Raw genomic sequence first — 22,351 nt, 5'->3', positions numbered from 1 at the left:
TCGTGGATCCGGTGCGTAATCCCTATGCCCCTGGCGCGGGTCAGCGTCCTCCCGAGCTGGCCGGTCGTGACGCCGAGCTGGAAAGCTTCGACGTGGTGCTGGAACGGATCAGCCGAGGCCGGCCCGAGCGCAGCCTGGTGCTGCTCGGCCTGCGCGGGGTGGGTAAGACCGTGCTGCTCAACGCCCTGCGCTCGGCGGCGGTGCGACGGCGCTGGGGCACCGGCAAGCTGGAGGCCCGGCCCGACACCCCGCTGCGCCGCCCCCTGGCCGCCGCCCTGCACCAGGCCGTGCGGGAGCTCTCGCCCGCCAACAAAGACGATACGAACCACGTGCTGGGCATTCTGAAATCCTTCGCCATGAAAGAACCGGCCCCGCCGGCCAAGGGTCGCACGGCATTGCGGGATCGCTGGCAGCCCGGCATCGACGTGCCCGCCGTCACCGGTCGGGCTGATTCCGGCGATATCGAGATCGACCTGGTGGAACTGTTTTCCGATATTGCCGGGGTGGCCGCCGGGGCCGGTCGTGGGATCGCGGTGTTCATCGACGAGATGCAGGATCTGCTGCCCGAAGACGTCTCCGCCCTGTGCGCCGCCTGCCACGAGCTCGGTCAGCAGGGTCTGCCGCTGGTCGTGGTGGGCGCCGGTCTGCCGCACATTCCCGCCGTGCTCTCGGCCAGCAAGTCTTATTCCGAGAGGCTCTTCAAATACGTGCGGATCGACCGACTCGACCCGCAGGCGGCCGCCCAGGCGCTTCGTCCACCCGCCCAGGAAGAGGGCGCCGACTTCACCGAAGAGGCCCTGGCCCAGATGTACGAGGTCACCGCCGGGTACCCGTACTTCATCCAGGCCTACGGCAAGGTGACCTGGGACGTCGCCCCGCGCACCCCGATCACCGTCGACGACGTGAAGGTGGCGGCCCCGGAGGCGGAGGCCGAGCTGGCGGTGGGCTTCTTCGGCTCCCGCTACGAGCGCGCCACCCCGTCCGAGCGGGAGTACCTGCGGGCCATGGCCGAGGTCTCCGCCGACCTGCCGTCCAGTCTGTCGATGGGTGACGCGGGGGTGGCGACCTCCGAGATCGCCCTGCTGCTGGGCCGAAAACCCCAGTCCCTGTCACCCGCTCGTGATTCACTGATCAAGAAGGGCCTCATCTATTCCGGAGAACGTGGCCGAATCTCCTTCACTGTGCCACATTTCGGTCGGTACCTGCGCAGGCAGGCAGCCGAGTAGCACTCAGTGAAGTGGAGATCCGCGTTGATCGACCTGCTCCAGCCGATCGCCCAGGCCTGTGACCTCTCCATCCCCGGGCGTCTGCACCGGCGCATCGCCGTGATCGGCGCCGGGGCCGTGGTCCGGGCGGGGCATCTGCCCGCCTATGCCGCGGCCGGGCTGCCGGTGGTGGGTATCTGCGATCGGGACCCGGCCCGCGCGGATGCCGCGCGGGCAGCGTTCGGGCTGAGGCGCGTCCTCACGCTCGAGGATGTTCTCGCCGACGACACCATCGAGGTGGTGGATGTCGCCGTCCTGCCGACTGAGCAGCCGCCGATCGTGCGGGCCGCCCTGGCCGCGGGCAAGCACGTGCTGGCCCAGAATCCCCTGGCGCTGGTGCACGCCGAGGCCGTCGACCTGGCCGCTGCCGCGCGCGTCGCCGGCCGGTCGCTCGTGGTCAATCACCAGATGCGGTACAGCGAGGGCATGGCCGCGGCCCGGGCGATCGCCGAGGCGGGCTGGATCGGAGAGGTCACGGCCGTCACGGTCGACGTGAGCGGCAGGACCGACTGGCCGGACCGGCCGGGGCTGGCGCAGTCCCCTCAGCTCGACCTGATGTACCACTCGGTCCACTACTTCGACACCGTGCGCGCGCTGCTCGGGAGCCCGTCCACGGTGTACTGCGTGGCCGGCCGCCGCCCGGGCCAGAGCGTGACCGGAGAGACTCGCACGACCACCACCATGACCTTCGCCTCCGGAGCCCGGGCCCTGGTGGCCGTCGACCACGAGAACACCACCGGCGACCGGTGGGCCCGGATGCGCATCGACGGTGCACAAGGCTCGATCCGCGTCGACCTGCGGGCCGAGCCCGTCACCCTGGAGTTCAGCAGTCGCGTGCTGCCCACCGACGGCTGGCTGCCCTATCCGGTGAGCACCCGCTGGACGCCGCACGCCTTCGCCGGGCCGATGCGTGCCTTGTTGCGTGAGATAGCCGGTGAGGCAACGGCTCCCACCACAGCAGAGGACGCGGTCCAGACCTCCCGGGTGGTGGCTGCGGGTTATGCGTCGATCGGGAGTGGTGTGGTGCAGCTGCTTTAGCTGCTTTAGCTGCTTTAGCTGCTTTAGCTGCTTTACGAGATCAGGATGGTGAAGGTGTGAATCGCCACGCCGGCCAGGGCACCGACCACCGTGCCGTTGATCCGGATGAACTGGAGGTCGCGGCCCACGTGGAGTTCGATGCGCCGTGAGGCGTCGACCGCGTCCCACCGCTTCACGGTCTCGCTGATCACCGTGGCCAGTTCGTCCGCGTAATTGCGGACGACGTAGCCGACGACGTCCTGCGCGTAGGTGTCGAGGCGGGCCTGGAGCTCCCGGTCGGTGGAGAGGCGCACGCCGAGGTCGGCCAGCGCGTCGACGATGCGGCGGCGCAGCTCACCGACCGGGTCGGCGAGGGCCTCGAGCAGCATGCGGCGCACGGTCGACCAGAGCGCGATCGTGGCCTTGCGTAGCTCCGGGTGCTCGAGCAGGCGGATCTTGATCGCCTCGAACCGGGCCTGGGTCCCGGGGTCGGAGCGCAGGTCGCGGGCCAGCCGGCGCAGCAGGTCGTCCAGAGCCTGGCGGGCCGGGTGCTGCTGGTCGGCGGAGATCTCGCTGAGCCAGCGGTACATCTCGTCGTAGACGCGGCGGGCGATGCGGTTGTCCACCCACTGCGGGGTCCAGCCCGGCGCCTGTTCGGTGACCAGCAGCATGATTCGTTCCTGGTTGATCTCCAGCCAGGAGCGGCCCTCGTCCACCAGCAGGTCGACCAGCCGGCGGTGGGCGCCGTCGTCGAGGATCCCGTCGAGCAGGCCACCGGCCAGCGGGCTCACCGGGATGTCGGCGGCGCGCGGCACCACGACCTGCTCGAGCATCGCCGCCACGTCGTCGTCGCGCAGCACGCTGAGCACGCCGTGCCCGGCCGTCGCCAGCTCAGCGCCCACCCGCTCGGCGTGTTCCCGCTCGGCGAGCCAGGCCCCGATCCGCCGGGTGACTTCAGCCTGGCCGACTTTCTCCCGAACGATCTCTTCGGAGAGAAAATTGTCGGCCACGAATTCCTGCAGGCTCTCGCCGATCTGATCCTTGCGTGTCGGGATCAGCGCGGTGTGGGGGATCGGCAGGCCCAGGGGGTGCCGGAACAGAGCCGTGACCGCGAACCAGTCGGCCAGAGCGCCGACCATGGCTGCTTCCGCCGCGGCATTGACGAAGCCGAGCACCCCGTCCTGCTTGAGCGTGGCCACGTAGATCACCGCGGCGATCACCAGCAACGTGGTGGCGACGGTCTTCATCCGGCGCAGGGCTACCCGGCGGCGCTCATCGGCCTCGGCCGAGCCGGCCAGCCGGGGGGAGGACGGCGGACGCACAGGAGCGACGGTCATGGGTAGATCCTTGCGCGTGATCGGTTCCGGCGCGTCCGCGACGTGTCCTTCACCTGACCGTTCGGCCAAGTGCGGGAATTTCTCCGTGGTGGAGTAGTTAGATGAACGTTGAATCATCTAGGGTTCAACCAGCACCGCCGCTCCACTCCGATCGAACCGACGACCTGTGAGGTATTTCCGATGAGCAACTTCCCCGCTGAGCTGACCGGCACCTGGGAGATCGACCCGGGCCACAGCACCATCGGCTTCGCCGTGAAGCACGCCATGGTCTCCACGACCCGTGGCCACTTCGCCACCTTCTCCGGCACCGCGACCATCGACGCCGCCAACCCGGAGGCCTCCAGCGCCGACCTGGAGATCGACGCGACCAGCATCGTGACCGGCAACGAGCAGCGTGACGGCCACCTGCGCTCGGCCGACTTCTGGGACGCGGACAACAACCCGAAGATCACGTTCAAGAGCACCTCGGCCAAGCTGGACGGCGACGACCTGGTCCTGGTCGGCGACCTGACGATCAAGGGCGTGGCCAAGCCCGTCGAGATCAAGTGGGAGTTCAACGGCCTCGCCGCCGACCCGTGGGGCACGCAGAAGGCCGGCTTCGACGGCACCGCGACGATCAACCGCAGCGACTGGGGCATCAGCTGGAACACCGCCCTGGAGACCGGCGGCTTCCTGATCTCGGACAAGGTCAAGCTCGTCCTCGAGATCGAGGCCAACAAGAAGGCCTGATCTTCTTGCGGTAGCACCTCACCACGTCGGTGGTTCCCGGCCGGTCGCGAGACCGGCCGGGAACGCCGGTGTTACAGAGTTCGACCATCCGGCAAACGGGCGGCGATCAGTTCCTGTGCATCTGGGAACCCGCCCGGTTCCGCCCCCCGCAAAGCCCGATCTTGTGGCAAATTTGTTGCGTGACTTCGCTACGGCCCCAGGTCGTCGCACATCGTGGCGCGAGTGATCGAGAGCCCGAGCACACGCTCGCGGCCTATCTCCAGGCCATCGAGGCAGGTGCCGACGCGCTCGAATGCGATATTCGGCTCACCGCCGACGGCCACCTCGTGTGTGTGCACGACCGCACCGTGAACCGGACCTCCAATGGCACCGGGATCGTCTCCACCCTCGAGCTCGCGCAGCTCGAGGGCCTGGACTGGGGATCCTGGAAGAAGCTCTCGCAGGAGCACGGTGACTACGGCACCGAGGTCCCGGACGTGGTGGACACCTCGGACCGGTCGCACCTCCTGACCCTGCGCAAGCTGTTCTCGGTGGTCGCCGACCTCGACCGGCCGGTCCAGATCGCGGTCGAGACCAAGCACCCCACCCGCTACGGCGGCCTGGTCGAGCGCAAGCTGGCCCGGTTGCTGCAGGAGTTCGGCTGGGACCGGCACACGCCGGAGAAGCCCTCCCCGGTGCGGATGATGAGCTTCAGCGCTCTCGCCGTGCGCCGCATGCACGCGCTGGCCCCGACTCTTCCGCTGGTCTACCTGGTGGAACGCCGGATGCCGGTGGCGATGATCGACGGCCAGGTGCCCGCCGGGGTGGCCATCGCGCCCGACGTGGAGATGCTGGCGCTCAACCCGCGCTTCGGTGAGCGGATCCGGGCCCGGGGGCGTGAGCTGCACGTGTGGACGGTCGACACCCCCGAGCAGATCCGGGTCTGCCTGGACGCGGGGGCCTCGGTGCTGATCACCAACAAGCCCGCCGAGACCAGGAAGACCCTCGCCTCGATGCTGGTCCCGGCCTAGCTCACCGGCACCGGACTGGGCTGGGCGAACGGCAGACGGGCCTCGCGCTCCCACGACCAGGCTTTGTTCGCCCGGCGCAGGGCGACCAGCGAGAGGTGGCCGGCGTCGATCGCGGTCATCTCCGGGCTGGTCCGCTCCAGCCCGGCGGCCAGATCGGCGCCGGAGATCTCCTGGTCGGCATAGGCGATGCTGATGTGCGGGATGAACCCGCCCTCGGACTCCGGCAGCTGGTAGATCCGCTCGGCACCGATCAGGTCGGCTGCGGTCAGGCGAATCAGGTCGCGCAGGGCCACCAGGTCTTGCGCCGGGTGGACCGGGAGCCCGACGGCGTCGTAGTCGTTCATCGCGGGACCTGCGTACAGGCGGGGCAGCCGGCGTCCGGCCACCGCCGCGGCCACGGTCCGGGACAGCCGCTCGATCTCGGCGTCGTGCACCAGGTCGCGGAAGGCGATGCCCTGAACGCTCAGGTGCAGCCGGGCCCGCGGGATCATGTCCAGCCCGGGCACCCGGGCCAGGGCGGCCTGGTCGTGGGCGATCCGCGCGTGCAGGTCGGTCGCTTCGGCGAAGGTCAGGTAGAACGCCCAGAGTTCGCGTCCCGGTGTCCATTCCGGCATCTCGACCCAGTGGTCGTGCAAGCCGTTCACGATCTTCTCCCAGTGATCTTGCGCTTGAGCCGGCGGAGCATCTTCGCGCATCCGGACGGGGGCGGTGCACCGGGCGTCCGGACGAGGTGAGCGGGTTGGCGTCCATCATTCAGTTGGTGGTCGATGAACGTGTCTACGGCTGTCTAGTTTCATAGCTAGCTTTGCTTAGACGACCTGATCGCCACCACGGATCGCTAGGCTCGCCGGTCATGGGAAAGAAGCAGCGCCGAACCGGATCCGCCGCCACCACCGTCATCGACGGTGACATTCCGGTCGTCGGTGGTCGCGAGGACTGCCCGTGCGGGTCGGGCAAGCGGTACAAGGCGTGTCACGGGCGCGCAGCCCGGATCGAAGCGATGAAAGTGGCCGTGCGCCCCTTCGAGGGCCTGGCCGGGGAATGTGACTGGGTCGCCCTGCGTGAGATCGTGCCGGCGGCGACCGCGGTCGTGCCGGTGCAGGAGGAGTTCGGCGGTGGCACCGTCACCGTCGCCTCGATCCTGCCGATGGCCTGGCCGGCACTGCACCGCGCCGACGGCACGGTGCTGCTCGGGCTGCAGACCGGCGGAGGCTCCGGCGACGCCAGCCGTGACCTGGCCGCCGCCCTGCTGAAGGCGCGGGAGCTGGAGGCCGGCAACCCGGTCGCCGAGAGCGACCTGCCCGGCCCGGGCCCGCGTCTGCAGGACGTGCTCGACCTCTCCGGCGGCTTCGACGTCACGGTGCACGAGGGTTTCGACTTCTGGTTCGCCCAGGACAACGAGCTCACCCCGGAGGTCCGCGAGTCGCTGGAGCAGGCCAACGGTGCCGCCGTGCCGACCAGGCGCCTGACCTCGGTCGAGGCCGCCTACTGGGTGCAGATGGGTGCTCGCCGCCACCTGCGCTGGGTGCTGCCGGACGACGAGACCCAGGTGCTCGACGGCATCGCCCGCCTGCACGCCGCGGGTGAGTCGGCGCTGCTGCCGGAGACCAAGTACGTCGGCTCGTTCCGGGCCTGCGGCCTGATCGTGCCGGTCTGGGACCTCGCCGACGACACCGAGCCGGAAGAGCTGGAGAAGCCGATCGTGGCCTTCTCCGAGCGGCTGCGTGAGGCCATGGCCCGCACCGAGCCGCTGACCGCCGACGAGCGCCGTGCCCGGGCGGGCGTGGTGTCCCGCCAGGTCACCCTGCGCTGATCCCAGCTGATCGCGAGGGAATCCGGACGGTGTGAGCTTCATCGTCCGGATTCCCTCCGGCCTGGTGCACCCCATAGCCTCTGGAGGCGTGGCAGACGTGACAGTGCCTGGTGGCCTCGCCGTCATCATTCCGGCCAAGGATGAGGCCGACCGGATCGCCGCGACCGTGGAGGCAGCGCTCGCGCTCCCCGGCGCCGATCTGGTCATTGTGGTGGACGACGGCTCGGTCGACAGAACCGCGGCGATCGCGGTCAGAGCCGGGGCGCAGGTGGTCAGCCACGAGGTCAATCAGGGCAAGGCCGCGGCCATGGAGACCGGTGCGGCCCGGGCCGCGGTGCTCGACGCCGCCGTTCCCAGTAACGAGCCACGTGCCCTGCTGTTCATCGACGCCGACCTCGGGGCCAGCGCGGCCGCGACGTCGACCATCGTCGAGCCGGTGCTCGCCGGTGAGGCCGACATGACCATCTCCCTGATCCCGCCCCAGGCCACGTCGGGCGGGGGCAGTGGCAAGGTCGTGCGCCTGGCCCGCAAGGGCATCCGGCAGGCCACCGGGTGGACGCCGACCCAGCCGCTCTCCGGCACGCGCTGCATCAACCGCGCGGCCTTCGACTCCGCCCTGCCCCTGGCGATCGGCTGGGGGGTCGAGACCGGCCTGACCATCGACGTGCTCCGGGCGGGCTACCGGGTGATCGAGGTGCCCTGCGAACTACACCACCGGGTCACGGGATCTGACCTCCGCGGTCAGTTGCACCGCGCCGGTCAGTACCGCGATGTCGGCCTGGCCCTGCTGGAACGCCGCACCCGCCGGATACCGGTGATCAACAAGATCTTCCGCCCGGCATCCCGATTGGCCCGCAAAGCTCTCGGCGGGTGATCGGGCGTGTGCGTTCCGCCACGCCGAGCTGAACTTTCCGTCAATTCCTCCGGTCGGCTTCGACCTGGACCGGCCCAAAGGCAGTTTTGCGCGGCCGGGTTTGATTCGATTGCCTCGTGTCATCCACGCGGCGACGGCCGCCCCCGGGGCTGGTCTTCTGCTGTGCGGGTGTTCTGTCCGTACTGCTGCCGGCCGGAGTCGCCGTGGCCGGCGACTCGGCCGCCGTCCCGGGCCTGGGCCCGGCCACCTGGTACCCGTCCTGGGACCTCGGACTGCACCCGGGCTCCGGCCTCGTCAGCGTGGTCCTGGCGATCGCCGCCGGGCTCGGCGCGGTCGCGATCCGGGCCGGGCTGCTCGCGGTCCGCTCCGGCCTGACCTGGCTGTCACCCCGCGCGGTCCTGGTCGCGGCCGGCGCCGCCGTGCTCCTGCTCACCGTGCTGCCGCCGCTCGGCTCCGCCGACCACCTCTCCTACCTGGCCTACGGCCGCATCGCCGCCGCCGGTGACGATCCCTACGTGGTCGACCCGGGCACCTGGCGCGGTGGCACCGACCCGGTCGCCGGGGCGATCCAGCCGCCCTGGCAGCACACCCCCAGCGTCTACGGGCCGGTCTCGACCGCCGCCCAGGTTCTGGCCGCCTGGGCCGGGGACGGCTCTCTGCGGCTCACCGTCTGGTTCTGGCAGATCATCTGCGGTCTGGCCTTCCTCGCCGTCGCCCTCACCCTCGACCGGCTGACCCGTGGGAACCCGCAGGCCCGGGCCCGCACCTGGGTCCTCTGGACCCTCAACCCGCTGCTGCTGGGTCAGGTCGTGCTCGGCGGCCATCTCGACGTGATCGCCGTCGCCTTCGCGATCGGGGCCCTCGCCCTGGCGTCCACCCGTCCGGTCTGGGCCGGGCTGCTCATCGGGGCGGCGGTCGGCAGCAAGGTCACGATCGGGCTGTTCGCCCTGGCCATCCTCTGGGGCCTGCGGCACCGGCCGTTGCCCCAGCTCGCCCGGCACCTGGGGGTGATGGCGCTCGCCGGTCTGGCCGTGCTGGTACCGGCCCACCTGTGGAGTGGCCCTCACACCTACGACCGGCTGCACGAGGCCAGTCGTCAGGTCTCGCTGGCCTCGCCCTGGAGGTTGCTCACCAACGAGCTCGACCCGGTGTTCGGGAGCGGTCTGCGGGACGTGATCGGGCCGGTCGCGATGGGCCTGGGGGCTGTTCTCGTGCTGCTCCTGCTGCGTCGGATGCGGGAGGTGCCGACCGGAATCCCGGCTGATTACCCGGCCGGCGCTTCGGGTGGCGCTTCGGGTGGCGCTTCGGGTGGCGCGGAGACTGCCTCGATGGCGCGAGCGGCCCTGGCACTCGGCGTCGGCTGGCTGTTGACGACGCCTTATTCGTTGCCGTGGTACGACAGCATGGTGTGGGCACCACTGGCGCTGCTCACACCGACCCTGCTCGACGGGGCCCTGCTCGCCCGGTTGTTCGTGCTGGTAGTGGCCTATGTTCCGGGCCGGGTCGTCGGGATGTCCGAACCGGTGGAAGCGATCACCCTGGGCTTCCGCCGGTCCGTGGCGCCCTGGCTGGAACTTGCCGTCGTAGTGACGGTGTTGGCCTGGACCTGCTTGCGCTGGAAAGAATTCCGGCGTTCAGAAGGGCAGTCAACGATGGACGACGTCGAGCACGGCCGCTCTGCGTCACCAGTGGGCAAATTCGACGTCGGTTCAGCTGAATGATGAGATTGCAGGAATGACCGTGTGGCAATGGGATCCGTCGCTCTACTCCGGCAGTGCCGACTACTACTCGGCGGGGCGTATGCCGTACCCGCCGGGTGTGGTGCAGGCGATCCGGGAAAACCTTGCTCTGGACGGCACCGGGCGCCTGCTCGACGTCGGTTGCGGTCCGGGCTCGCTGACCCTGCCTCTGGCCAGGTATTTCGGCGAGGTCATCGGTGTGGACGCGGATCCCGGGATGATCGAGGCCGGTCGCCTCGCTTCCAAATCTTCGCGGATGCAGTCGGTTTCATGGCGTGAAATGCGTGCGGAAGAGCTGCCCGCCGACCTCGGCCGGTTCCGGGCCATTACTTTCGCCCTGTCGTTCCACTGGCTCGATCAGGAGACGGTGGCCCGGGCGGTCGCCGGGATGCTCGAACCCGGCGGCGCGGTGGTACATCTCGGCGCCATCACCGACAGGGGCACCGGTGCCGCCCCGCGTACCTCCCTGCGTTTTCCGCAGCCGCCGTGGGAAGAGGTGCGCTCGCTCGTGGCACGCTACCTGGGCGAGGACCTGAGGGCAGGGCAGGGCGTGCGTCCCACCGAGGCGTTCGGCACCGAGCGGGAGATTTTCGCCGCGGCCGGTTTCGGCTCGCCCACGGTCGTCGAGGTGCCCTACGCAATGACGCGGGTACGCACAGTGAACGAGGTGATCGCGTCGGTGTTCTCGCTCTCGTACTCCGCGCCGCACCTCTTCGGTGACCGGTTCACCGAGTTCGAGGCGGAACTGCGTGAGCTGCTGAACTCCCAGGCCGCGAACGGTGGCCTGTTCGTCGAGCAGGCCAGCGGGGCGACTCTGACGTTCTGGCGGGGCGGAAACCGAATTGAGGACGAGGCGGTACCCGCAGCCACCGAGGTCACCAAGGCTTCCACGGCAAAGAGGGCCGTGAGGGCCCCGGCCCAGCGCAAGGCCTCAGCGGCGAAGAAGACGGCCAAGGCCCCTGCCCCGCGCAAGGCGTCCGCGGCGAAGAAGCCGGCCGAGCAGGTGGTCGCGCCTCCCACACCGCGTAAGGCGCCGGCGGCCAGGAAGACGGCGAAGGCTCCGGCCCCGCGTAAGGCGCCCGCGGAGAAGGCGGCAGCGAAGGCTCCGGCCCCGCGTAAGGCGCCCGCGGAGAAGGCGGCAGCGAAGGCTCCGGCCCCGCGTAAGGCGCCCGCGGAGAAGACGGCGGCCAAGGCGCCGGTCGCTCGCAAGGCTCCGGTCGCTCGCAAGGCTCCGGCGGCTCGCAAGGCTCCGGCTGCTGGCAAGGCCGAAAAGGCTACGACGGCCGAGAAGGCTGTGACCGCGAAGAAGACCGTGGGCGCCAGGAAGACCGTGGCAGCCAGGAAGACGACCCAGACCACGGCTGCCCAGAGATCGAACGTTCAGAAAGCGGTGCCCGCCCCGCTCCCCAGGAAGCGGCGGGCAACCAAGAACGGCCAGCCCTGACCTTCCTCTTCGTCCGTTCGTGATCATGCCAAGTGTCCCGGCGGGATGGGTTCCTTCCCGGCCGGGTCGGGGGCTGCATGATCATGAACGATGACGCTTGTCTGATCCCGGCGCCATCGCACCCAGGTCGGTACGGCGGACCGATGCTTACCCGCTGCGCGTTTGTCCCATGCCGCCGCGGGGCATCCAGCTTTCGGCTGACCACATCTGGCCGCGTCCGACGGCATCCGACCTGGGGACGGTCCAGAGAACGGGCCCACCCGGCACCCTCCCAGGCCGTGGCCGGGCACCTCATCACGGTAGCGGCGCCGCGACACGCCATGGCGCGGTGACCTGACCTGAACCGGACCGGCGCCCGCCCGGGCCCACATCCATGATCGGGTGACTTCCGTGCGATCGGGGCGCACGGAAGTCACCCGACCGTGGCCGACCGTGGCCGACCGTGGCCGACCGTGGCCGACTAACCTCTGCTGGGCTCCGGCTCCGATGTGGTCTCGGTGGGCTGGACCGGAGGGTCGGTGTCGGCCAGCTCGAGGGCTCGCACGCTGGCGGCGATGAGCAAGGGGAGGGCCACGGTGGCGGCGACGGCCGGGATCGAGGATCCGGAGTCGTTCATCGCGAACCCGATCAGCATCATCACGCCGAAGGCGATGATGCCTGAGCGCAGGACCGGCGAGCGATCGTAAGCCACCTGCAGCGGCCGCACGCCCCAGGAGACCGGCCGGGCCAGCACCAGTACCACGAAGGCCACCGCGACCGGCAGCAGGGCGCTCAGGTACGAGCCGAACAGGATGCGCAGGTTCTGGGTGGCCTTGCGCCGGAGCACCGGCCACGCGTCGCCGTCGATCACGGTCTGCACGAAACGGCCGAGGTGGGTGCGGTCGTCCGGGCCCCGCAGCCAGTCGAGCACGCAGAGCAGAATGATCACCGCGACGGTGCCGCCGGTGATGATCAGGGCGCGGCGCCAGTTGACCTTGATGCCGTAGGCCAGCAGAGCCAGCACGGCGAAGGCCGGGATGATCGCGGGTGGCCCGCCGAAGTCGCTGCCCCAGCCCGGCATACCGTCGATGATCGTGGCGGCGCTCCCGACGACGGCGATGGCCGCGGCGGCCGCCAGGGACCGGCCCCGGCGCACCAGGGTGTCGGCGACGGCGACGGCGAGCAGCAGGGCGCCGGTGGCGAACACCGAGAACGCCGGGTTGCCGAAGCCGTAGAAGCGGCCGGCCACCACGGCCCGCAGGCCCATCATGCTGGACAGTTGCAGGTGCGAGCCGGTCATCACGTCGGCGCCGAGCACCAGCATCGTCATGCCGCCGACCGCGCCCATCGGGCCGAGCAGGGTGTGCCGCCACGGACCGAGATTGGCGATCAGTGCCATCGGGACGACGAACAGGACGACCGCGCCGGTCAGCGCCAGGCCCGCGTGCTCGTAGCGCCACCACGGCACCAGGTTGGCCAGAAAGGTGGCCGCGGGCACGCACGAGAACACCACGGCGACCCGGCGCAACCAGCGCAGCAGCAGCACCCGGCGGGAGGCGACGAGGGCCTCTTCCGGGCTCCGCGACCTTCTGCGGAGCACGAGCGTGACCACCAGGTAGAGCAGCACCTGGGCGATGATCAGGCCCATGAAGAAGTAGGGCACGATCGGGTTCACCGCGGTGCCGGCCTCGTCGAGGTCGAGCAGTTTGCGGTTGCGGTCGCCGTCGCTCATTCCCGTTGCGGCGGGGCGCACCACCGAGCCGACCACCGAGTCGGGGGCGGTCACCCCGAGCGCGGAGACCAGCGTCGGGAACAGGTCGGTGGTCTGGGCCAGGCCGTCCTGCCGCGTCGAGGAACTGCCGAGCAGCGAGTCGGCGTAGGTGCCCCCACCCGGCACCGAGCCGCTGGCGGCGAGCAGCCGCAGCTCCGACTTGGTGCCGGAGTCGGCCAGCGAGGCGACGTAGACCGTTGCCGCAGTGGGCAGTTCGGCCAGCACCGCTTCGAGCCGCAGTTCCAGCGCGGCGACCTGATCGGCGCGGGAGGCGCCGTAACTACCCGTCAGCGCGGGCCACTTGTCATTCTGCTGGGCCGGGTCGACGATCGTGCCGAGGTCGACGGCCAGCAGGTCCGGACCGGTCGCGAGCGCCGAGTCGACGTCCGAGGCCAGGGCCTTCGGATCGCCGGTGCCGGAAGCATTGCCCGCACCGCCTGCCCACACGTGCGGAGCCTGGCCGTCCTGGCCGGCCAGGGCGATCGCCGCCCCGGCACCGACCGCGGCGGTTTTCTTGCCGGCCGCGGCCAGGGTGTCGCCGAGAAGGCCGAGCTGCGCGTCGTAGTCGTCGTTCGCCGCCTGCTGCACGTACCGGCGCCACCCGGTGACGCCGGCGGCCTCACCCGGATCGGTGACCGTCAGCTCGGGGTCGCGGCAGAGCGGCTGGTTCCTGGCGACGTCGGCGTCACCGGCCCGGGCCCCGGCCGAGACGGCCAGCCAGCCGTCGGTGGGGCAGGTGGTGGAACGGATGCTGCGGACGGCCAGCCAGCCGCTGGAGCCGGTGTCGAGAAGGTTCTGCAGAGCGGGCTGCTCGGCGGTGACATCGTTCCAGCGCAGGCCGCCGGTGCCGAGCAGGACGACGGGGCCGGTCACGGCCGTGTCGGTGGTGGCAGTGCTGGTCGAGGCGGGGTCGGTCGCGACGGCCGCTGTCGCCGACGCCATGGTGCCGGTGGACGCCGCCCCGGCGATCACCGTTCCGAGTACGCCGAGGGCAGCCCACCGTGTCCGCAGTCCGAATCTCACCCGGGCAACTGTATGGGCCCCCACCGACAGGCTTGTCCGGATCACCCCCGCACCCTCCCGGAAAGATGATCTTGGATGGAACGGTCGGGAAAGGCCTCTGAACAGGCGGGTGCGGAGAATGTCGGAGGGGCAGGTCACAATCTCTTCCGTGAACACGGCTGGATCGCTGCGCAGACAAGGGCCCTGGCTGGTGCTGGGGCTCCTGGTGCTGGCTGCCTCGGCCCTCCCCCTGGCCTGGCACTACCTGGTCAGTTACCCCCGGGAGAACTGGCAGGTCGACCTTGAGGTGTACCGCGAGGGTGCCCGGGCGATCGTCACCGGTTTCCCCCTCTACGACGTGCGCACGGTGCAGCCGCAGTTCCTGCCCTTCACCTACCCGCCGTTCGCGGCCTTCACCGCCCTGCCCCTGCTCATCGCCCCGTTCTCGGTGGTGGGCTGGATCTGGACGGTGCTGCAGTGCGCGCTGCTGTGGTGGACGGTGGGTATCGCCTTCCGGCTCTTCCTGAGCCGCTTCGGCCACCGCGCCGGTCTGGCGCAGGGCGTGCTGGCCGCTGGCGGCGTGTGGCTCCTGCCGGTCTCCGACGGGGTGCGGTTCGGCCAGGTCAACGCGGTGATCGTGGCCCTCTGCCTGTGGGACGTCACCCGTCGGTCGCGGGTCGACGGCTCCTGGGCCGGGGGCAGCGGCGTGGGCGTGGCGCTCGCCGCCGCGGTGAAGCTGACACCCGGGGTGTTCTGGCTGTACTGGGCCGTGGCCCGGCGCTGGAAGGTGCTCGCCACTTCGGTCGGTACGGCTGCCCTGGTCACCATCGTGTCCTGGTTCCTGCTGCCCCCGGCCTCGGCCACCTACTGGACCGACGCCCTGCTCGACCCCGGGCGGCTCGGCCCGAACGGCGGCACGTCCAACCAGTCGCTGCGCGGTGTGCTGCTGCGCATCGGCCCGCCCGAAGGCAGCCTGGCCTTCACGGCGGTCAACCTGCTGCTCGTGGTCGCGGTACTGGTCGCGGCGTTACCCCTCGCCCGCCGCTTCGATCGGCTCGGTGAGCCCGTGGCCGTGGTCGCGGTCGTCGGGATGGCGGCCTACCTGATCTCGCCGGTCTCCTGGGTGCACCACATGCACTGGGGTGTCGTGGTCATCGGGGCCCTGCTGGGCGACGGCCGTGACCTGCGTCGCGCCGCAGTGGCCTTCGTCGGTGCCGTCCTGCTGTGGATCCGCATGCCCTGGTGGGGCGCGAACCTGCTGGCCGGCAACGAGGTCCCCAACGCCGTCGCCCGCATCGTCCAGAACTCGTACAGCTGGTGGGCCGTCCTGAGCCTCCTGGCCCTGTGGCTCCTCGTCGCCCGAAAACAGCAGTTGCCGGCCGAGGGCAGCGAGCCGACCTCAGAGGGAGAACTGAGCTCCGCGCGCAGCTGACCCAGCGCCTGACCCAGCGCGCAGCGCACTTCCACACGCAGGTGGGGGCCTATGGCTCGGCCCCGGGCGTGGCTTACCTGCGCATGGGCGGGGGCGGCTCCTCGGCGTGAGCGGGGCTGGATCTTGCGCGCAGTCGACAGCCGAAACCCGCATGAGGCTGGGCTCAGTGAGGGCTGGGGGATTGCATGATCACGAACGAAGGGGTGAAGGGGGCAGCCGGTGAAACGTTCATGGCCACTGCGCCGGCCGACAGCGACTGGTCCCGCCGGCTACCTCGTCAACGCGTGCACTCTTTGCGGCCTGCCCGCAACAAGTGCACACGATCACGCGCTGGGAGGCTGGGAGGCTGGGAGGTGAGGGGCGGGCGTCCCTCATTGGCCACCCCCACTGACCCCGGGTTGCGCTGGGAGTGGGGGACGCGCGTCCTCAATGGGCTGCTTCTAACCCGGGACCCGCACGATCAGGGCCAGTGGGTCCACCCAGGCCTTGAGAGACTGGGCCTTGCCGGCCGGGTCGCCGTCGAGCTGGGCGAACATGGGTTTGTCGGCGTGGATCTCGATCGTGCGGCAGCGGAAGTGCTCGACCGTGGCGTGGTTGCGGCGGGTCAGTACGGCGCCGACCACGGGCAGCCAGCCGGTCATGCCGCGGGGGGAGACGACCACGACGTCGAGCCAGCCGTCGTCGGGGAGCGCTCCGGGCATGAGCTGGATGCCGCCCTGGAGCATGCCGACGTTGCCGACCACCACGGCGCGGATCTTGCGCTGCTGGACGGGGCCGTCGTCGACCCGCATGGTGACGGGGGTGCGGCGGCCTCGCAGGCGCCCGGCGCCGGCGATCACGTAGGCACCCCAGCCGATCTTCTTCTTCAGCTCGGGGGCGGTGGTGGCCATGACCTCGGCGTCGAAGCCGAGGCCGGACATCACCAGGAAGCTCTCCTCGCGGGGCGGGGCGCCGGGGGCATCAGCCATCTCGACGTGGCCGATGTCGATGGTGCGGTTCCGTCCGGTGAGCGCGATGTGGAGGGACGACTCCAGTCGGTTCGGCGGGACGCCCAGGTTGCGGGCCAGCAGGTTGCCGGTGCCGGCGGGGAGCAGACCCATCGGGACGTTGGTACCGGCGAGCGATCCGGCGACGACGCGGGTGGTGCCGTCGCCACCGAAGGCGATGACGACCGAGGCCCCGTCGGCCACGGCCTTGCGGGTCTGGCCCCGCCCCGGATCCTCGATGGTGGTCTCCAGCCAGACCGGCGCCCGCCAGCCCAGACGCCCGGAGAGCACCTCGATCTGCCTCCGGCGGGCATCGTGGTCGTCCACCTTCTTGCCGTGCACGACCACGGCCGCCCGGGGGGCTTCGCTGGCACCGTCCAGGTTCTCGGTGGGACGGCTCCGGAAGAGCAGACGCCGCCGGGTCAGGACCAGCGTGATGAGAACCACCACGGCGATCACGAGAACGGCGATGAGAACGACGTCCCTGAGGACATCGCTGCTGATCGACATGATGTGCACGTTAGCCGGGGATCGAGCGTGGGCCCGCCCAGACGCGGGGTGACGAGACACGCTGTTTACGTTGCGCTTGTCTGGCATGGTCATCAATCGACCCCGGACCGTAACCTGAGGGCGCGTAAACTCTGCGGATGACAGACCACGTTATTGAGAACCGTCCCCGAACCGATCCAGCCGACATCTGGGCTCCGAAGCTGGTGGCGCTGGATATCGACGGCACGATCCTGGACCACGACCAGCGTCTGACCGACCGCGTCCGGGAGAGCGTGCGCGCGGTCGCCGACCTGGGTGTGCACGTGGTGATCGCGACGGGGCGTTCGCTGTACGAGACCGTTCCCGTGCTCGATCGACTGGGTCTGGTCAACGGCTGGGCGGTCTGCAGCAACGGCTCCGTGACCCTTCGCCTCGACCCGATGGCACCCGGTGGTTACGAGGTGTCCGACACGGTGACCTTCGACCCGTCCAGCGTGCTCACCCTGCTGCGCGAGCACCTGCCCACGGCTCTCTACGCCCTGGAGAACGGCTCCGGGGAGTTCCTGCTCACGGCTCCTTTCCCGCCCGGTGAGCTGGAGGGCCCGTACACGCGGGTGGCCACGTTCGAGGAACTCTGCGCAGAGAACGCGTGCCGGGTGGTGGTGCGCAGTCCCGAGCACACGTCCGACGACTTCCTGGAGCTGACCCGCTCGATCGGGCTGAACGGCGTGAATTACGCCGTGGGCTGGTCGGCCTGGCTCGACCTGGCCCCGAACAGTGTCAGCAAGGCCAGTGCCCTGGAGGTGATCCGCGGTCGCCTGGCGGTGGACGCCGACGCCACGCTCGCAGTGGGCGACGGCCGCAACGACATCGAGATGTTCGGCTGGGCCGGCAAGGCGGTGGCCATGGGTAATGCGACGGACGACGTGAAGCCGCACGCCGATGTGGTCACCGGCACGGTGGAAGAGGACGGGCTGGCCGACGTGCTGGAGAAGCTGCTCGAGCGTTAATTCGCTCGCCACCTCCCGCGACCACGGACAGGATCGTGGTGGAGGTGGTTTCGTGACGGAGGACGAGGGAACGCCCGGGGACGCAGGGTCCGGCGACGCGCACGAGCGGCCGGTTGCCCTGGTCACCGGGGCGGGACGGCTCGCCGGGATCGCGGCGGGCATCGCGGTGCGGCTGGCCACGGACGGCTTCGACGTGGCGACCACCCACTGGTCGCCCTACGACGAGCGGATGCCCTGGGGAAGGCAAACCGCGGACGTCGAGCGTCTCGGGGAGAAACTGCGGGCGGCGGGGGCGCGCACGCTGGCGGTGGAGGCGGACCTCAGCCTGCCCGGCACTCCGGGAGACGTCTTCGATGCCGTGAACGAGCGGATGGGCCCGGTCACGGTCCTGATGATGTGCCATGCCGAATCGGTGGACTCCGATCTGCTGAGCACGAGCGTGGAGAGCTTCGACCGGCACTTCGCGGTGAACACCCGGTCGTCGTGGCTGCTGGTGCGCGAATTCGCCCAGCGGATGGAACGGCCCGACGGCAGCGCCCGCATCATTGCCCTGACGAGCGATCACACCACGTTCAACCTGCCTTACGGGGCGAGTAAAGGTGCGCTGGACCGCATCGTGCTGGCCGCGGCTCGCGAGCTGGCTCACCTGCGGCTCACCGCGAACGTGATCAATCCGGGGCCGATCGACACCGGCTGGATGAGCCACGAGCTGCGGCACGACCTGACGGCCAAGACGCCGGCGGGGCGCCTCGGGCAGCCCGGGGACACGGCCTCGCTGGTCTCGTTCCTCTGCTCGCCCGGCGGTGAGTGGATCAACGGGCAGCTGCTCTGTTCCGACGGCGGGATCAACAGCTGAGCCGGCTCTTCGGGATGCCGGGACGAACGGATCACGCCAGCATGGGTCCATGGCGTGTTTGCGCCGGTGAGATAGGAGTTCGCCGTGGACGTATGGCAGTGGCTCGTGCTGGTTCTGGGGGTGCTGGTGCTGCTGACGGCGGTCTTCTACGGCATCCAAGCCAGAAGGCGTAAGGGAAGCGTGCTGGCGCAGCGTTCGCGCGGCACCCGGCCCGGGAACCCGCCGGGAGGCCGGTCGTGAGCGTATTGCTGCGCGCCGCCGACCTGGTGAAGCGACCCGTGGTCACGCTGGCCGGTGACGACATCGCTCAGATCAAAGACGTTGTCTACTCGTCGCTGTCCGGTGAGCTGGCGGGCTTCACCCTGAACGGCCGGGGCATGTTCGCCGGGCCGTTGAAGAAGACGCTGCCCTGGGCCAACGTGCACGGTCTGGGCCCGGCCGCGGTGATGATCGTGGACGAGAGCCACCTCGCCGACCAGCGCGCCTTCGACGGCGAACTGGAGGGAGCAGGCGGCGTCGTGCTCGGCTCGGTCGTGCTCACGCAGGGCGGCCGCAGCCTCGGCACGGTCACCGACGTGGTGCTTTCGGTCAACGAGAAGAGCACGGACGCGGTCGGTTACGAGATCCAGCCGAGCGACAAGACAGCGCCGCGCCGGCAGTTCGTACCGCTGCCCGACGCGCTCTCGGTCTCGGGCGAGGCGCTGATCCTGCCCGACACCGCCATCGACTTCATCCGGGACGACCTGGCCGGCTTCGGTGCGGCGGTGGAGGAGTTCCGGGCCCGCCTGGGCCCGCACGCCGTCCGCCCGGCCGAAGTACCGGCCGAAGCACCGGCTGAGGGGCCGGTCGAGGGACGTACCGAAGCACAGACCACCGGGGAGCCGCCGCAGTGATCAGGTTCAGCGACATCTCGGGAAACCCGGTGATGGACACCTCCACCGCCACCACGGTGGGCCGGGTCGAGGCCCCGATCATCGATCCGGTCTCGCGCACGGTGGTGGGTTTCCGGATCCGCAAGAGCGCGGGTCCGGGCAGCGTGCTGCTGTGGGGCGCACTGGCCGGCCTGGGCCCCGACGCGCTCACCGTGAACTCGGCGGAGCGTCTGGCCGAGCCGCCGGAAGAGCTGAAAACCCGCTCGGGCAAGAAGCTCGACGTGCTGAAGCGGCGGGTGCTGACCGAGCACGGTCATCCGCTGGGCAAGGTGAAAGACATCGAGTTCGACCCGGCCGACGGCCGGGTGACGAGCCTGATGCTCAAGGACAGCTTCGTCGACGGTGGACGACTTCTTGGAATCGGTCAGTACGCCGTGGTGGTCACTGGCTGACTTTGCGCTTCGCGGTGGCTACCGTCGGTGTCATGGGGGTTGACCCGGAGGAGCAGGTCGCGGTCCTGCAGGCGCGCATCCACGATCGGCTCGCCGATCTGCGCGCGATCAGCCAGGGCGTGCGGGTCGGGCCGGACCCGCAGGAAGAGCAGCTGGAACCGGACGCCGAGGACCCGGCCGACGAGGTCCACGAGATCGACCTCACCGACGGCATCGACCTCACCGACGCCCGCCTCGTCGAGGCGGGCGTGGGGGACGAGGACGACTGGCCGGACGGCGACGGCGCGTACGAGGACAACCCCGCGCAGGACGACGATCTGCGCCACGCCGAGTCCGGTGACCTGCTGGAAGGCGGCTCCCGCCACCACCGCCGCCCCCGGCACGGCGTGAGCGGGGACAGCGGCCCCCGGCTGCTGCACGACCGGGCCGGAGAAGAAACCCCCGACCCCAGACCCAGCCTCCAGGACGCGACGGATGCCGTCATCGAGGCCACCCGCGAGCTGATCAGCTACGAGCGCCGCCTGCCGTTGCTGCTCGACGCCGGGCCCCGCCGCCAGAGCCTGCTGATCGTGCGCTGGTCGGGCCTGGTGGTCGCGGCCGTCGCCCTGTCGCTGCTGGCCGGCCCCCTGGTGACCGAGTTGCCGCGCTGGTGGGTACTACCCGGCATCGCCGGCGCCGGAGCGGCCTGGCTGCTGCTGCGGATGCCCGTGCACCCGCCGGGCGACCGGCACCAGACATTGCGGCCCGGCGCGGTGGTGGTCGCGGCCGGAGCCCTGCTGACGGCGTTCTGCGCGGCGGCCCACCTACCGGCGTTCGTCGTGTTCCTCGGCATGGTCGCCATGGCCGCGGGAATCTGGCACGCCCAGCAGACACCGGTCCGGATCGGGGCCCTGCCCAGGAGGTTTCGCTGACATCATGGCCGTGATCAAGCCCCGCTCCGCACCCGACACCGAGCTCCATCACGCGGTGGTGCAGCTGCGCCACGACGTCGAAGACCTGGGTGAGGCGATCTCCGGCCTGCCCCACCGCCTCGGCACCCTCACCTCGTCGCTGGACGAGGTGAACAGCACCCTGCAGCGGGTCGAAAGGCGCTCGCTGGAGGCACAACTCGCGGCGCAAGACCTGGCTGCGCTGGTGAAACGGCTGAACGCCCGGGTGGAATGGCTGGAGCGCAACATCCGCCTGCAGGCCGAGGTTCCCGAGGTCGAGCTGGACGCCCTGGACCGGCGCGAGCTGGAACTGGCCCTGATCGCCGAGGAGGGTCACCTGGCCAAGGCCGGGCTGCTGCAAGCGGCCGGCCGTTCCTCACTGGAGGCCGCCGTCGCCGCCCACGCCGCGGCCCTGCGGCAGCACGCTCATCACCGCGACGTGGTGCTCGCGACCTCGGAGGTGCTGGCCGACTCCCACCGCGAGGCGCCGCAGCACGTCGCGGCCGCGGAGGAGTTCGAGATCGCGGTGACGGGGATGACCGAGACCCGCACCCGCATGCGTGACCTGGCCGCCCCGGCGCTGGAGGCCGCCGAGCTGCTCGCCGCCGACGAGGAGAACCAGGTGGCGGTGGCCGACGTGGTGACCGAGGGGGAACAGGCCTGGTCGGCGTTGCAGAACCGGTTACGCGTGCGGATCGCCGACGCCGTGGGCGGCGGGGCCCTGCTGCCCAGCTGGTTCACGTCGGTGCTCGGCCCGATGCCCGCGGCCCAGGACACCCGGGCCTGGATGGACGTGGCGACCAGCCTGCTGGCCTACCGTGCCACCTACGCGGTGACCGATCCCATCCTGGCCCTGGGCCTGCCCCCGGTCGACGGCGAGAACCCCCGCCGCCGGGCCTGGTACCACCAGCTACGGCGACAGTTCGACGATCTGGACCGCGCCGCCACACCGTGACCACGCGTCTTCAATATGTCAGGCAGCCACCATCGAGACCGAATGCAGAACTGCCCCACCCGACCCCGACAACGAAGGACGCGGGGCCAGCTCGGTCTGGGAGAGCGCGGAGAACCCGATGGCGCGCGGCTGCGACGCCAGCTCGGCGAGACGCTCGGTCTCCAGCTCGAACCGGACCTCGGCCAGCAGATCCATCAGGTCCAGGCCCAGCGCCCCGCAGATCGACGCGAGCAACTCGGACGAGGCCTCCTTGCGGCCGCGTTCCACCTCGGACAGGTAGGGCACGGACACCCGGGCGGCCTCGGCGACGTCGCGCAGGGTGCGCTCCTGGCCGAGCCGGATCCGGCGCAGAACGGTCCCGATCAGGCCTCGCAACAGCATGGCACCCCT

At 70.4% G+C, this 22,351-nt stretch carries 20 protein-coding genes and 1 pseudogene; 16 read left to right on the top strand and 5 right to left on the bottom strand.

Going from position 1 to position 22,351, the window contains the following annotated elements; genetic code table 11:
- Positions 1-2: 2 nt before the first annotated feature.
- Positions 3-1,226: an ATP-binding protein gene (locus LR393_RS10170; protein ID WP_345718680.1), complete on the top strand. Its 1,224-nt coding sequence runs from the start codon at positions 3-5 to the stop codon at positions 1,224-1,226.
- 24 nt (positions 1,227-1,250) lie between these two features.
- Entirely contained in the window at positions 1,251-2,303 is a 1,053-nt protein-coding gene (locus LR393_RS10165; protein ID WP_231483384.1) for a Gfo/Idh/MocA family protein, read from the top strand.
- A gap of 32 nt (positions 2,304-2,335) precedes the next feature.
- Here the strand turns inward: LR393_RS10165 and LR393_RS10160 are convergent, their stop codons facing one another.
- Positions 2,336-3,619: a DUF445 domain-containing protein gene (locus tag LR393_RS10160; protein WP_231483382.1), complete on the bottom strand. Its 1,284-nt coding sequence runs from the start codon at positions 3,617-3,619 to the stop codon at positions 2,336-2,338.
- Between the two features lie 180 nt (positions 3,620-3,799).
- Between LR393_RS10160 and LR393_RS10155 the strand changes: the two genes are divergently transcribed.
- Complete coding sequence (locus LR393_RS10155; RefSeq protein WP_231483380.1) at positions 3,800-4,348, top strand: YceI family protein; 549 nt, start codon at positions 3,800-3,802, stop codon at positions 4,346-4,348.
- A 179-nt stretch (positions 4,349-4,527) separates the two neighbouring features.
- Positions 4,528-5,358 carry a glycerophosphodiester phosphodiesterase gene (locus LR393_RS10150; protein ID WP_231483378.1) on the top strand — a complete coding sequence of 277 codons (831 nt, stop codon included), beginning with the start codon at positions 4,528-4,530 and terminating at the stop codon, positions 5,356-5,358.
- Here the strand turns inward: LR393_RS10150 and LR393_RS10145 are convergent.
- Positions 5,355-6,002 carry a 2'-5' RNA ligase family protein gene (locus LR393_RS10145; protein WP_231483377.1) on the bottom strand — a complete coding sequence of 216 codons (648 nt, stop codon included), beginning with the start codon at positions 6,000-6,002 and terminating at the stop codon, positions 5,355-5,357. The genes LR393_RS10150 and LR393_RS10145 overlap by 4 nt on opposite strands.
- Positions 6,003-6,211: 209 nt before the next feature.
- On the opposite strand from LR393_RS10145, the gene LR393_RS10140 reads away from it, so the two are divergent.
- The 4 genes from LR393_RS10140 to LR393_RS10125 all read left to right on the top strand — a co-directional run bounded on the left by LR393_RS10140 (position 6,212) and on the right by LR393_RS10125 (position 11,228).
- Positions 6,212-7,171 (top strand): DUF5926 family protein, encoded by a 960-nt coding sequence (locus LR393_RS10140; RefSeq protein WP_231483370.1) that lies wholly within the window; start codon positions 6,212-6,214, stop codon positions 7,169-7,171.
- A gap of 88 nt (positions 7,172-7,259) precedes the next feature.
- The gene (locus tag LR393_RS10135) at positions 7,260-8,045 is read left to right on the top strand and encodes a glycosyltransferase family 2 protein (RefSeq protein ID WP_231483368.1); all 786 of its coding nucleotides are present in this window, start codon (positions 7,260-7,262) and stop codon (positions 8,043-8,045) included.
- Between the two features lie 116 nt (positions 8,046-8,161).
- On the top strand, positions 8,162-9,766 hold the full coding sequence (locus LR393_RS10130; RefSeq protein ID WP_231483363.1) for a glycosyltransferase 87 family protein: 1,605 nt from the start codon (positions 8,162-8,164) through the stop codon (positions 9,764-9,766).
- 19 nt (positions 9,767-9,785) lie between these two features.
- Positions 9,786-11,228, top strand: coding sequence for a class I SAM-dependent methyltransferase (locus LR393_RS10125; protein ID WP_231483356.1), 1,443 nt, complete (start codon positions 9,786-9,788; stop codon positions 11,226-11,228).
- 460 nt (positions 11,229-11,688) lie between these two features.
- On the opposite strand, the gene LR393_RS10120 is transcribed toward LR393_RS10125, so the two are convergent.
- Complete coding sequence (locus LR393_RS10120) at positions 11,689-14,001, bottom strand: hypothetical protein (protein WP_231483836.1); 2,313 nt, start codon at positions 13,999-14,001, stop codon at positions 11,689-11,691.
- Positions 14,002-14,149: 148 nt separating this feature from the next.
- Here LR393_RS10120 and LR393_RS10115 point away from each other — a divergent pair, with 148 nt between their 5' ends.
- On the top strand, positions 14,150-15,412 hold the full coding sequence (locus tag LR393_RS10115; RefSeq protein ID WP_231483354.1) for a glycosyltransferase 87 family protein: 1,263 nt from the start codon (positions 14,150-14,152) through the stop codon (positions 15,410-15,412).
- A 440-nt stretch (positions 15,413-15,852) separates the two neighbouring features.
- On the opposite strand, the gene LR393_RS10110 is transcribed toward LR393_RS10115, so the two are convergent.
- Positions 15,853-16,908, bottom strand: coding sequence for a diacylglycerol/lipid kinase family protein (locus tag LR393_RS10110; protein ID WP_231483350.1), 1,056 nt, complete (start codon positions 16,906-16,908; stop codon positions 15,853-15,855).
- Positions 16,909-17,045: 137 nt separating this feature from the next.
- On the opposite strand from LR393_RS10110, the gene LR393_RS10105 reads away from it, so the two are divergent.
- The 7 genes from LR393_RS10105 (at position 17,046) to LR393_RS10075 (ending at position 21,961) form a co-directional block, all read left to right on the top strand.
- Positions 17,046-17,897 (top strand): HAD family hydrolase, encoded by an 852-nt coding sequence (locus LR393_RS10105; RefSeq protein WP_231483349.1) that lies wholly within the window; start codon positions 17,046-17,048, stop codon positions 17,895-17,897.
- A 52-nt stretch (positions 17,898-17,949) separates the two neighbouring features.
- A complete protein-coding gene (locus LR393_RS10100) occupies positions 17,950-18,753 on the top strand; it encodes an SDR family oxidoreductase (RefSeq protein WP_231483343.1) in 804 nt (267 codons plus the stop codon).
- A gap of 84 nt (positions 18,754-18,837) precedes the next feature.
- Positions 18,838-18,993 (top strand): hypothetical protein, encoded by a 156-nt coding sequence (locus tag LR393_RS10095; protein WP_231483341.1) that lies wholly within the window; start codon positions 18,838-18,840, stop codon positions 18,991-18,993.
- Complete coding sequence (locus LR393_RS10090; protein ID WP_231483340.1) at positions 18,990-19,646, top strand: PRC-barrel domain-containing protein; 657 nt, start codon at positions 18,990-18,992, stop codon at positions 19,644-19,646. Before LR393_RS10095 ends, LR393_RS10090 begins: the two co-directional genes overlap by 4 nt.
- Positions 19,643-20,077 carry a PRC-barrel domain-containing protein gene (locus tag LR393_RS10085; RefSeq protein WP_231483338.1) on the top strand — a complete coding sequence of 145 codons (435 nt, stop codon included), beginning with the start codon at positions 19,643-19,645 and terminating at the stop codon, positions 20,075-20,077. Before LR393_RS10090 ends, LR393_RS10085 begins: the two co-directional genes overlap by 4 nt.
- Before the next feature lie 32 nt (positions 20,078-20,109).
- Complete coding sequence (locus LR393_RS10080) at positions 20,110-20,988, top strand: hypothetical protein (RefSeq protein ID WP_231483331.1); 879 nt, start codon at positions 20,110-20,112, stop codon at positions 20,986-20,988.
- A gap of 4 nt (positions 20,989-20,992) precedes the next feature.
- Positions 20,993-21,961: a hypothetical protein gene (locus LR393_RS10075; RefSeq protein WP_231483325.1), complete on the top strand. Its 969-nt coding sequence runs from the start codon at positions 20,993-20,995 to the stop codon at positions 21,959-21,961.
- Positions 21,962-22,123: 162 nt separating this feature from the next.
- On the opposite strand, the pseudogene LR393_RS36965 reads toward LR393_RS10075, so the two are convergent.
- Positions 22,124-22,342: pseudogene (locus LR393_RS36965) on the bottom strand (helix-turn-helix domain-containing protein); the annotation flags it as partial.
- Positions 22,343-22,351 lie beyond the last annotated feature (9 nt).

The organism is Kineosporia mesophila, assembly GCF_021129235.1.
GTDB lineage: Bacteria > Actinomycetota > Actinomycetes > Actinomycetales > Kineosporiaceae > Kineosporia > Kineosporia mesophila.
Note: the sequence above shows the minus strand (reverse complement) of the source record. Positions and strands in the feature narration are given on the sequence as shown.